Below are 12773 nucleotides of genomic sequence, written 5' to 3'. Positions count from 1 at the left end.
AAGGTGCTAGCATGGTGCCTGTGGAGCCCTGGTCGACCGATGGTTTAAGCTCTGCTGCTGACGTGAGGCCAGACAGCAGCTTAAAAGGTAGCGGTTGATGATTGAGTGCGCCTCTCCCAGTGGTATGAGCATTGGCTATTTAGGTGTCTTGTGAGAAAAACGAGGCGAGGCTGTCGCAAGGCGGTAATAGCATTTGCTTGGTGTCTAGGCAAAATGGCAGTACCCACAAGCGCAGGCCAGGTGACTTGGGAAGGCCAAATATTGCCAAGGGCTGGCTGAAGGTTTCTGTCTTTGGATAGATCAGGATCACATCGCCGTCTCCGTCGAGATAGTTCTGGCCGTACGCTTGCAATTGGTAGAAGTCGCTTTGATCTAGTCCGTACTTTTCCTTGCTATTGGCTTTCTTTGCGTCGATCAGCTTCCACTTGGTGTCGAGTACCAAGCGGTTGGTTTTGGCTGCCTGTACCAGTAGGTCAGGCTTGAGTTGAAACCAGTCCTGCTCCTTATGCCGGACAAGCCTTAGGCTGCGTGTTTGAAGGCGCAGGTCGAAGCCTGAGTTGAGTTGTCGGGCAAGGTGTTTGGCGACAAAGGCTTCAAAGACCGCCTCCATCGGGAAGAGCAGTGACGGTGCGTGATTTTGTCCCGTGCCAGTGAGCGGTGACTCGTCTTGAAGAATCAGGCGCGCCCAGGCCAATGCTGCATCGTAATGCGCCATGCCGCGATCTGGCCGTACTCGCGCAAAATCCGTATTGCTTTGGTCAGATGTAGGTACGTCAGCGAACACGAAACACAGCTCCCGTGCCAGTTGCTGGTTTGCCTGTGAGGCAGTCCATGTCAATGCGCGTCTGAGGGCTGCGTGCAGTAGGCGGTTTTCCGGTCGGTTGAGGGAAAACTCATCGAACTCGGTATAGAACCGGTCACGGCGGCATAGGTTGAGGCGTAGGTGTTGTGCCATGTTTAGCTTGCCGCGTAGCGCAAACAGGTTGTCTTGTTGCGCAAGGTAATCGCTGCGTAGGCCGCGCTTTACGGTGTGATCCACTGCTCGCAGGAACTCGCCGATAAACACCTCCAAAAGAGGCATGCGGCGGGCGAGCAATTGGGCGCTGCTGGTCTGAATGTGGCGGAAGCAGCCTAAGCAACGCAGCATCTCGATTAGTAGATGCCGTGCATCGTCTGCGCCATTCGCTTTGCCTAACTTGGGCAGCACTTCAATCTGGAAACCGTTGGGGCAGCGTATGACTCCAACAAAGCTTTTCACCTGAATGGCCTTTCGGCCGTGCCTTTGGGTAAGGCGCAGCCAGGCCGCTTCACCTGCTTCGGTGCTGCGTAATGCTTGGGCCTCCAGCCAGGCAAAAACTTCGGCAGAGACCTTGCGCAGCCCGAGTATATCGGGCGAGTTGGATGGGAAAGCCGCCAGAGTGTCGAACTCAAAGATCGTTATGCCCGCCATTTCGTTACCTGTCAGGTTGAGGCTGAGTAAATGCCTAGATAGGCGGCAGGCTCGCTATATGCCGAGGGCTGCGCTTGGTAACGACGCTTGGTGGCGTAGCTGTCAAGACCATGATCGTTGCCGAAAAGGGTGCTTAGATCCTGCTCGTGCGAATCGCTTTCCGTAATGAATTGGGCCGCTTCAGGTTTCTGGTTGTCGCCAAGCGCTAGCCGAATCTTGCGCCAATCCTCGAAGAAGTATTCTTCCAGCAAAGGGATGATGCGGTTCTTGAATATTTCGGCCAGTTTATTGAATCGGGCAGCCTCGTCGGTTACGTCGATCAGTGGAGTGAAATACGCGTGGCCGATGCAGTGGTCTCGGTCGTACAACGCCTCAATACGTTCATTAATGCGCTCCAGCATCAAGCGCACGTCGATGTCGCCGGCGTCGGTGGGAACTAAAAGTCCAGCCAGGGGGGCACTGTGGGGTTCGCTAGGCTCTTTCTCTGCACGGGTGTCGGGCAGCAGTGGTACGAAGTCGAATCGGCGACGAAGAGCTGTATCTAGTAATGCCAGCGAGCGATCAGCTGTGTTCATTGTGCCGATGATGTCCACGTTGGCGGGAACTGAAAATGGTTTTCCGGAGTATGCAAGGATGACCTCAGCCAGAGGTGGAGTACCATCAAGTTGGTCGCGCTTATCGGCTTCAATCAGCATGATCAGCTCACCAAATATCTTGCTGATATTGCCTCGGTTGATCTCATCAATGACCATCGCAAAACGCTTGTCTGGTGTGTTACGTGCCCGGCGGCAGAGCTCCTTGAAGGCTCCGTCCTTGATTATGTAGGCCACCTGACTTGCTTCGGCATCGTCTTCTTTGGCTTCGTCGGCCAAAACTGGCCGCAAGCCCTCAACAAATTCTTCATAGCCGTAGGATTGGTGGAAGGTAATGAAGCTGTAGCGCTGAACGGAGTCGCTAGCCTCTGGCCCTTGATTGAGCTTATCGACAAGTGCAAATAGATCCGAGCACGCCTCTTGCCAATCGCCCGCAAACTGCCACACCGAGTTCGCTGACTTTTCAAAAATGGCTGATCCAAGTCGGAGCCTCGTGTTGACAGTTGTCGACTCAATGATGGTGTGGTGTTGAAGGGTGCCCCAGAGGGTCTGCTTTATGCCGCTGGTGCGCCCTTTAGCATCTGCGATGGCTTGAATGAATGGATGTCCAGCCAGTTCGGGTACTTTGGCTTTGCCTCCCAGGTCATATAGTGCGGCGGCAGCACCTTCCCACCAGGTCAGAGCAGCAATCTTTTCAGCAATAATCTGGCTGCGCCATTCCTCTTTGCTGATCGAGGTTACCTGCTCCTGATAGTCGCGCTTTAGCAACTGCATCAGTGTGTAGGTTTTTCCAGTGCCAGGCGGCCCGTAGTAAATGCGGTTGGAGCAGATTGCGACGGGTTTGCTGGCCACATGCTGTACCTGAGAAATTGGAGGCAATGACTGAGTTGCGGAGGGGCTGATAACATCTTCGATGGGGTCACCAGCCAATGCTGCCAATTCGGCTAAATCTGTGCCGAAGAACGGCTTGAGCAAAGTGCTCTCGAACTCCGGCAGGTCGTGAGCAGGCACTTGCTTGAAGGTCGAGCGGTAGTTGGGCGTCCAGCCTTTCTGGCCGCCTTGGTAGCCACCGAGCTTGATGCTCCGCTTCAATACTCTATAGCGGCGCTGAAGCCAGCCTTCACCCTTGGCGCAGGGGGCCGGATCAGAGATGAACTGGCCGACCAGAGGAAGACTTTCATTACCGTGGCACAAGTAGAATAGGCTGCCGATTGGCGCTTCCTGGAAACTCTCGCCCTGACCCTTAGCGGTATCACTGTGCATCACGCCTAATTCTTCCAGTAGGTACTGCTTGCGTTCTTTGGGGGAAAAGTCGTTTAGCCCGTGTGATAGCTTCCAGATTGCCAGATTCTTCTGACTCCATGCCTCCCATACCTGGCGCCCGAACTCCAGGATCCCAATGCCTTCAGGACGTTTGGCTAGTGTCATTTCCTGCAGCGAGGCCATGTTCTGGCTGGCGGTGCCGCCAACGAACATCGCCAGTGGCGCCCGTTTGAAAATGTCCACGATCATGGGCGCCTGCCGATTTTGGTAGTGAAAAGCGATCTTCCACTTGAAGGCCTCACCTAAATGCTCGAAGGCCTCAATGGCGTCCAGATCCCCCTTGGCGGCCCAGACCGATACCTGCGCTACGAAGCCGCGGACTTTTTCGAAGGCGGCTTCCGCCGATGTGCCCAGCGATGAGTACCAGCCGTGCGTTGTCGAGTAAGACAGTTTTACGTCGGAGCTCTTGTCTTCGATGTCTTTGCGCGAGTACACGCCGAATTTGAACGACGAACCGCCCCAGATACTGCCAAGTTCGTCGAGCCGCGATTCAATCCAGAAGGTGAAGCTGTCCTTCGAACCAGCTTGGCTGTACTCGTCCAGCGTCATAGTGGACAGTCTGGAGGCGGGCCAGACCGTTAGGAACTCATCCCACAGGGCGTATTCCTTTGGGATGCTACTCATCGTGTTCTCGCCTTACGTGTACGACTGCGAATGATCAAGTCATCGCTCGAGCCTTTTCGCGCGACCGAAAAGAAGCTGAAATTGGTAAATAGCCACATGTTGCTATCCCTCCCTGGTGGTGAGTCGAGGAGCGTGTTGCTCGAAGATTGCTCTAGGCTATTACGAATCAAAAAGATCTGTAAATGATGCTTTAATGATTTTTAATTGCGGCTGTTGTGATCGCAATTTATGCTGTTCTCGCTTTCGCCACGACTAGCCCAATCATGACCACTGAAGCTCTATCGCAGCTAACACAAGCCCAACGCGACCGCTTGGCCTATCTGGAGTTACGTCTGCGATTCGTTGGGAAGATTGGTCGGCACGACTTGATTGAGCGTTTCGGTATTCAAACGGCTGCCGCCACTCGCGATCTTGCTACTTATCGTGAGCTGGCAGGCAACAACCTGGCGTATGACCGCAGCAGCAAAATCTACACGCCGACCAACGAGTTTCGGCCGATCTTCACCTTCTCTGCTGACCGGGTACTGGCCTGGTTGGCAGAGGGGTTTGGGGATGGCGAGCCGGCAAACAGTGCACCGGGGATCTCCTGCGTGACGTCTGGGCGGCTTACCCAGCTTGATATGGACACGCTGGGTATGGTGACGCGCGCTATCTATCATCGCTGCCCTCTGCGAGTAGAGTACTACTCCCTGGCTAGCGGCAAGACCCAGAGAGAAATTGTTCCATTTGCCCTTATTGATACGGGTCTGCGTTGGCATGTGCGTGGCTACGACCGCAAGCGCGGTGCATTTCGGGACTTTGTGATCACCCGCATCAGGCGACCAAAACTGCTGATGGAGTATCCTGTCGCTGAACACGAGCGTCCGGAGCAGGATGTCCAGTGGAGTCGGATCCTGGAGGTCGATCTGGTGCCTCACCCGGATCAACCGCATCCGGACATCACCGAGATGGACTACGGCATGAACGGCGGGGTATTGCGTCTACGTCTGCGCGGCGCCACCGCCGGTTATGTACTGCGAAAATGGAGCGTCGACTGCTCGCCGGATCATCGGCTGAGTGATCCGGAATACCGGCTTTGGTTGAAAGACCCTCTATTGCTCTATGGGGTTGAAACGGCGTTGCTGGCTCCAGGTTACCGTGCTAGGTGAGCAAGTAATTACACACAAACAGTGATAAATCACCCTTGGCTCCGTTGCTTCTTATGGCAGGGGTAAGGTTGTTAGGTTCTCTTAGCCTGCCATTGCAGGACGGCCTCAATTTAAAAGGGTTATTTTTCCAATGATCTACAGCCCGTACCAAGCCAAGTATTTTGCTCACTTCTTAACGCGTGAAGGTATCGGTGCCGACGAGTCTTTGACCCAGTCCTTGTCTTCGGCACGTGTGGACCTGAACCCACATCAAGTTGATGCGGCTATGTTTGCCTTGCGTTCGCCCTTATCCAAGGGCGTGCTGCTGGCCGATGAGGTAGGGCTTGGCAAAACCATCGAGGCGGCGTTAGTGCTCAGCCAGCGTTGGTGGGAGCAGCGCCGAAACCTGCTGTTGATTGTGCCGGCCTCTCTTCGCAAGCAATGGGCCACGGAGCTCCGTGAAAAGTTCTCACTGCCCTCGGTCATCCTTGATGCCAAACGCCTTAAAGATCTAGCGGCCAGCGGGCAAGCCAATCCGATTGGTCGTAAAGAAGGCATCATCATTGTTTCTTACGAATATGCCGCTCGTATCGCCCATCAGCTGCAAAAGGTTGCTTGGGATCTGGTCGTGTTTGATGAGGCGCACAAGCTGCGTAACGTCTTTAAGGCTGCTAACAACTCCCGAGCAGCAGTCCTGCGCGATGCCTTACAGGGGTGTCAGAAACTTTTGCTGACGGCAACGCCGTTGCAGAACAACCTGATGGAGCTCTATGGCCTCGTTACGATCATTGATGAGGCTTACTTTGGTTCTGAGCAGGCCTTTAAGGCCGAGTTCGGCGGTAAGAGCAATCTTGCCGCTATGACCTTGCTGCAGCATCGTTTGGAGCCCATCTGCAAACGCACCTTGCGCCGTCAGGTCCAAAAGGCCGGATTGATTAACTACACCAACCGCTTGCCGAAAACCTTTGACTTTACCCCCAGCAAGCTTGAGGTGGACCTGTACGAGTCAGTATCGGCGTACCTGCAAAACCCAGACACCCTTGCCCTGGGTAGAAATGGCCGTCACCTGGTGACCTTGTCCCTGCGTAAGATCCTGGGTTCATCCTCATTTGCCATTGCCAAAACCTTGGACAAGATGGTCAACCGCCTGCAAGCCAAGCTAATCGTTGATGACGATACCCTGGATGATCTCGATGGCTTCGCTGAAGACGCAGAAGATTGGCGTGATGCAGGTTCTCTCGCCGCAACCGAAGCGGATGCTGTCGAAGACCATACGTATGATGATCTTGATGAGATTGATCCGAAAAAACTGCAGGCCGAGATCACCGAGTTGACGCATTACCGGGATATCGCCACCTCGATTAACGACAACGCCAAAGGGCGAGCGCTCTTGGAGTGCTTGCCCATCGTTATGGCTGAGATTAAAGGCAAAGGCGGTCAGCGCAAGGCTGTGGTATTTACTGAATCCGTGCGCACCCAAGCCTACTTGCGTGATCTACTCGAGCTAAACGGCTTTGCCGGTCAAACCGTAGTACTAAACGGCTCAAACACTGATAAAGACAGCTCAGTCCTCTACAAAGCCTGGCTTGCCAAAAATAAAGGCACTGAGGTCGTATCAGGCTCTAAAACTGCCGATATGAAAGCGGCCATTGTCGATGCTTTCAAACATGACCGTTCCATCCTCATTTCCACGGAGTCCGGTGCCGAGGGTATCAACCTGCAGTTCTGCTCGCTGCTGATCAACTATGACTTGCCCTGGAATCCCCAGCGGGTTGAACAGCGCATTGGCCGTTGCCACCGCTACGGGCAAAAGATCGACGTCACCGTGATCAACTTCCTCAATCGCAAGAACCAGGCGGAGGAACGCATTCACCAGCTCTTAGAGCAGAAGTTCAAGCTCTTCGAGGGCGTTTTTGGCTCATCTGATGAAGTGTTGGGTGCCATTGAGTCTGGTGTAGATATCGAACGGCGCATTCTGGAGATCGTCCAGACCTGCCGTTCGAACGACGAGGTCAATGAGGCCTTCGATCGCTTGCAAGAAGAATTCAGTGTCGAGATTGATGCGGCCAAACAGGATGCACGCAACAAAATCTTGGCTGAGATGGACGAAAAGGTGATTGAGCGGCTGATGAGCCGTAAAGAGGGTGTGCATGCCGCCCTCGGCGACTTTCGTAGGGCGCTGCTGACCCTTGCCCGCGCTGAACTGCCCGAGGCCCGTTTCCATCCAGACCATGCCGAACGCTTTGATTATCAAGGCAACACCTGGTCTACCGAGTGGCCTGAGGCCGAGGATAATGGCTGGCGGTTCTTCCGCCTAAGCGATGGAGGCCTGGCGGACCAGCTGGTTATGCGAGCGAAAGCGCGATCAACCCCCATTGCCGCGCTTGAGTTTGACTACAACGCCTACGCTGGCAATTTGGGGGACGTGGCCAGCTTGAGTGGTCAATCAGGTTGGATGCGTCTTTCACGCCTAACGCTACAAACCCCCGCCCGTACCTGGGATGAGCTGATCTGCGTAGCATTCACCGATGACGGCAGGACGCTTGACTCGAGTACCGCTGAACGCTTGCTGCATATTCCTACCCGAGAGCTTGGCGCCCCGACGGGGCAGGCTCCTGAGGTAGAATTGGTGGGTGTTACTGAGGCGCGGCAAACGGCCCTTGTCGGCCATGCCCAAGAACGTTTGGGCGAGTTTCTCAACGAAGAAGAAGATCGCCTTGATGCGTGGCGTAATGACGCCCGCGTGGCCTACGACCAGCAAATCAAAGAGCTGACTAAGCAGGCTAATGAAAAGAACAAACTCGCCCGTGCAACCGCTAATCTGGCAGCCAAGCTGGAGCTGCAGCATGAGGCAAAAGCCTTAAAGCGCCAAGTGGATGAGCTACAACATCAACTCTATACCCGCCTGCGTGAGATCGATAATGAGCGCGACGCCATGTTAGATGCCATTGCCGAACAACTTAACTTGACACCACAGGTGGATCACCTGTTTACGATTCGATGGAGCCTGATCTAATGGCCGGTAAAACCAAACTTGAACTGACATGGATTGGCAAAGATAAGCGTCCGCGCCTCGAGCCGCGCATACTGATTGAAGATCCAGAGTTTTCCTATCACGCCGAAACTCGGCGTGAGGGTGATTATTTCGACAATATGCTGATCCATGGGGATAATCTGCTGGCGCTAAAAGCGCTGGAGACAGACCCCAATGTGCGCGGCAAGGTGAAGTGCATTTACATCGACCCACCTTTCAATACTCAGCAAGCATTTCCAAATTACGACGATGGCATTGAACATTCGTTGTGGCTCTCTCTCATGAGGGAGCGGTTAGAAATTTTGCGTAACCTTCTTAGTAATGATGGCTCATTGTTCGTTCATATCGATGATAACGAACTCGCATATCTAACCGTAATTTGCGACGAAATTTTTGGACGTAGTAACCGTATTTCGATCGTCGCTTTCAAACAAGGATCCGCGACTGGTCACAAAGCTATAAATCCGGGCGTAGTTAGTACTTCAAATTTTATCCTGATTTACGCACGCCAAAAGTCATCTTGGAAACCAAATCGCCTGTTTGTAAAGCGTGCGGACGGGCGAGACACACGTTATAATAAGTTTATTGTAAATCGTCAGGATCATCACTCCCAGTGGCACTTCACCACTTTAATGAAGGCATTTTCTGAACACTGCGGTCTACCCGAAAAAGGCATTAAAAAAGCTTTAGGTGATGAATTCGAGAAATCTATTACCGATTTCGTTCATGAGAATGCAGATAGCGTCATTCAGCCGGCACGACCTGATTACAATGCAGTTAGTGCGGAGGCAAGAAAGTTAATCGATCAATCGAGAGGTCAACCCGATACTGTTCTTCTTTTAGAGAGGGGGGGGAGTCTCTCCGATATGTATTTCATTGGTGGGCAGAAAATTCTTTTCTACAGGGATAAACTCAAATTTATCGATGGTAAATGGGAGTCGGGAGAGCCATTAACTTCGATTTGGGACGACATTTTATCCAATAACTTGCATAACGAGGGCAGCGTAGAGTTTCCAAAGGGCAAAAAGCCAGAGGCCTTAATCAAGCGCTGTATTGAACTAAGCAGTGAGGTTGGAGATTTAGTTCTTGATTCATTTGGTGGGTCCGGCACGACCGGTGCTGTCGCCCACAAAATGGGTCGCCGCTGGATCATGGTTGAGCTCGGAGAGCACGCCATAACGCATGTTGTACCGCGCATGCAGAAGGTTATCGACGGCACCGATAAAGGGGGCGTGACCGAGGCTATGAACTGGAAGGGCGGTGGTGGCTATCGCTTCCTCAAGCTCGGCCCTTCGCTTTTGCAAAAAGATAATTGGGGCAATCTGGTTATCAATAAGGATTACAAGCCGGAAATGCTGGCCGAGGCCATGTGCAAGCATTTCAATTACACCTACGCGCCATCCGCCGAACATTATTGGATGCACGGCAAGGCCACTGAAAACGCCTTTATCTATGTGACTACCAACAGTTTGACCTTTGATCAGCTAAAGGCCCTGTCTGATGACGTGGGGGAAGAGCGCAGTCTGCTGGTTTGCTGCAGGGCTTATGAGGCCGCAGGCGATAACCAGATGAACCTGACCATCAAGAAAATCCCTCGTGTGGTGCTGGATCGTTGCGAGTGGGGTAAGGACGATTACTCCTTAAAAATCGCGGCCTTGCCTGTGCAAGATGAAGAGTCTGAAATAGTCGAAATCACGGCGGCTAAACCTAGAAAAAATAAGGCATCGGTAGCACAGGCTAACCTGTTCGACGGTACTGAGGAAAACTGAGATGACTGAACTAAACAAGGATCGTGTAGTTGCCCAAATTTGTCAGCGCCTCTCGTTACGTAAGCCTCAGGCAGAGGCGCTTCGGCGCCTCGATACCATCGTAGGACTCATTGATCCGAAAAAGGGCACTGATGTAGAGGCCGCTAGGGAGCAGGTACGTCAGGCATTCAGTGAGGTCACTGATGCGGACTTTGCAGATTTCGAACGCGAATTCCCATCGGTTTGTTTCTCCGTTGCCACCGGCGTCGGCAAGACCCGCTTAATGGGCGCATTCATTAGCTATTTGCACATGATGGGTAAGAGCCGGAACTTCTTCATTCTGGCACCAAACCTGACGATCTATGAAAAGTTGCTGTTCGATTTTGATCCGCGCAGCCCTAAATATGTGTTCAAGGGCATTGAAGCCTTTGCCCATAATCCGCCTTTGATCGTTAACGCTGAAAACTATGAGGAAGGTCGTGGTGTGCGCGGCGCGGATCTATTTGGCCGCGAAAGTGTGATCATCAATATCTTCAACATTTCGAAGATCAACTCCGAGGTACGAGGCGGGGCTGCTCCTCGTATCAAACGCCTGCAGGAGTACATTGGCGACAGCTATTTTTCGTACCTGTCTGAGCTTGAGGACTTGGTTCTGCTGATGGATGAAGCGCACCGTTATCGCGGTAGCGCTGGATTTAAAGCTATTGCCGAGTTGCAACCGATTATGGGCCTTGAGGTAACGGCGACGCCGAAAACTACGGGCAGTAAGCCCCAGCCATTTAAGAATGTGGTTTACCGCTACAACCTGCCTGATGCGATGGAGGACGGTTATGTGAAGGAACCTGCCATTGGTACTCGGGCGAACTTTAATCCGAAGTCAGTCGATGCCGATGCGCTGGAACGCATCATGCTTGAGGACGGAATTAACTACCACGAGCATGTCAAGGTGGCGCTGGAAACCTACGCCAAAAACTACGATAAACCGATAGTGCGACCGTTTGTGCTAGTGGTGACCAAGGACACCACGCACGCCTCCGAGGTAAAACAATTTGTGGAGTCAGACGGATTTTTCGGTGGCCGTTACAAAGGTCGTGTTATCGAGATTCACTCAAAAACTTCCGGGGAAGAGAGTGACGAGAATGCGCAGCGCTTGCTGAACATCGAAAAAAGCGGCGATACCGACATCGTTATTCACGTTAACAAACTCAAAGAAGGCTGGGACGTTACTAACCTGTTCACCATTGTTCCATTGCGTGCCTCAGCTTCCGATATTCTGACCGAGCAAACCTTGGGGCGTGGTCTGCGCTTACCTTATGGCAAACGCACGGGAGTAGCCGAAGTCGATCAGCTCACCGTGATTGCCCACGACCGCTTCAATGACCTGATTGAGTTGGCTAAAACGGAAAACGGTGTTACCAAGAAACTCAAACAAGTGTTTATTGGTGAGGACGGTGACGTTACCTCAACGAAACCTGAGGTCGTCACTACGCCAAATGTCGTGCAGCACTTGGTGCAATCCATGCTGCCGAAAGCAGCAGGTAGTGAAAAAAGCACTGCCTACCAAATTCCTGCATCCTCGAACCCTGTCGGCGTGGCAGAGATGCCAGCACCTTATATTTTGCACACTGCGCAAGAAGTGGAGGTGGCTGAGAAAACTCTTCAGATTGTGGTTCAGCAGACCGCTAAACAAGTAAGAAGCCTTGCGGACATTAATAAGCCGGAAGTGCAAGCCGCTATTGTTCAGGCCATTCAAGCGGAGCAAACACCGCAAGCTGAGATATTTCCGGTTGAAACGCTGAAAATTGAAGCAATCGTGAAGTCGATTTGCAGTCAGTTCGTCGAGCGGATTATTGCCATTCCAGCATTGACCATCACGCCGACCCAAAATGTGTCTTTTGGTTTTAAACCGTTCTCGCTGGATCTTAAGCACTGGAACCATCAACCGCTCTCGAACGAGTTATTGATTCAGGTCTTACGCACAGAGAAAACGCAGTCCATTACCGGTGATGCCCATGATGAGCAGCAAGAGTGCCTAGAAAACTATATCGTTGCCAAGCTCATGGACTTTTCAGAGATTGATTACGATTCGCACGCCGAAGTGCTTTACCAGTTGGCTGGCCAAGTGGTTGCTCACTATCAAGCCAAATACGATAGGCTCGAAGAGTTGCGTAGTGTGCTGCAAGGTCACTCTCGGCAAATGGCCGATGCCATATTTGCGGATATGAAGAAAAATATGTGGCGCGGGGAAACCAATTACCGCGTTACCGTGAGTGCTGCCTTCCAAGATTTGCGTCCACAAACATTCGAGAATGCGGGTAGCCAATATTCATTGGACTTCCGCCAAGCACCGCCAAAGTTGAACGAGATTAAGCGTTATATTTTTAGCGGTTTCAGTAAGTCCTGTTATCCACTGGCTAAGTTTGATTCAGATACGGAACGTAAACTGAGCGAAATTTTAGAAAAAGAAAACGGCGTTAAGCTGTGGATGAAACCCGGCCCCAATCAATTCAAACTGTATGACTCAGATGGCTTGCCTTATCAGCCGGATTTTGTGGTTGAAATGCAAGACCGAATTTTAATTATTGAAACCAAGCGCGCGGATGAAGTTAATGATGCGGTGGTATTGCGCAAAGCAGAAACCGCAGCGCTTTGGGCACATATCGCCACTGAGTTCCATGCGAAGAAAACTGGCGGTAAGCCGTGGTCTTATTTATTGGTGCCACATACGGACGTGGTCGGAAACTCTACGTTGGCAGGTCTTGCCGCAAAATACACCCGCCAAGCAGATACTGAGCTTTTGACTCGCTATGAGCTATCTAACGAGCTGGATGTAGCTCTGCAGATATAGTTAAGCCACACAAAAAAGGGTAGCTT

6 protein-coding genes are annotated in these 12773 nt (G+C 52.3%); 4 read left to right on the top strand and 2 right to left on the bottom strand.

Going from position 1 to position 12773, the window contains the following annotated elements; translation table 11 throughout:
• Nucleotides 1–139 precede the first annotated feature (139 nt).
• Together QRN33_RS12925 and QRN33_RS12920 are read right to left on the bottom strand one after the other, a co-directional pair.
• Nucleotides 140–1450: an McrC family protein gene (locus QRN33_RS12925; RefSeq protein ID WP_285408887.1), complete on the bottom strand. Its 1311-nt coding sequence runs from the start codon at nucleotides 1448–1450 to the stop codon at nucleotides 140–142.
• Between the two features lie 11 nt (nucleotides 1451–1461).
• A complete protein-coding gene (locus QRN33_RS12920) occupies nucleotides 1462–3990 on the bottom strand; it encodes an McrB family protein (RefSeq protein ID WP_285408885.1) in 2529 nt (842 codons plus the stop codon).
• A 263-nt stretch (nucleotides 3991–4253) separates the two neighbouring features.
• Between QRN33_RS12920 and QRN33_RS12915 the strand changes: the two genes are divergently transcribed.
• The 4 genes from QRN33_RS12915 (at nucleotide 4254) to QRN33_RS12900 (ending at nucleotide 12747) form a co-directional block, all read left to right on the top strand.
• A complete protein-coding gene (locus QRN33_RS12915) occupies nucleotides 4254–5138 on the top strand; it encodes a helix-turn-helix transcriptional regulator (protein WP_285408883.1) in 885 nt (294 codons plus the stop codon).
• A 130-nt stretch (nucleotides 5139–5268) separates the two neighbouring features.
• Nucleotides 5269–8133: an SNF2-related protein gene (locus QRN33_RS12910; RefSeq protein WP_285408881.1), complete on the top strand. Its 2865-nt coding sequence runs from the start codon at nucleotides 5269–5271 to the stop codon at nucleotides 8131–8133.
• Nucleotides 8133–9920: a site-specific DNA-methyltransferase gene (locus tag QRN33_RS12905; protein WP_285408879.1), complete on the top strand. Its 1788-nt coding sequence runs from the start codon at nucleotides 8133–8135 to the stop codon at nucleotides 9918–9920. Before QRN33_RS12910 ends, QRN33_RS12905 begins: the two co-directional genes overlap by 1 nt.
• 1 nt (nucleotide 9921) lies before the next feature.
• The gene (locus QRN33_RS12900) at nucleotides 9922–12747 is read left to right on the top strand and encodes a DEAD/DEAH box helicase (protein WP_285408877.1); all 2826 of its coding nucleotides are present in this window, start codon (nucleotides 9922–9924) and stop codon (nucleotides 12745–12747) included.
• Nucleotides 12748–12773: the final 26 nt, after the last annotated feature.

This window comes from Pseudomonas sp. FR229a (assembly GCF_030209115.1).
GTDB classification, from domain to species: domain Bacteria; phylum Pseudomonadota; class Gammaproteobacteria; order Pseudomonadales; family Pseudomonadaceae; genus Aquipseudomonas; species Aquipseudomonas moraviensis_A.
Note: the sequence above shows the minus strand (reverse complement) of the source record. Positions and strands in the feature narration are given on the sequence as shown.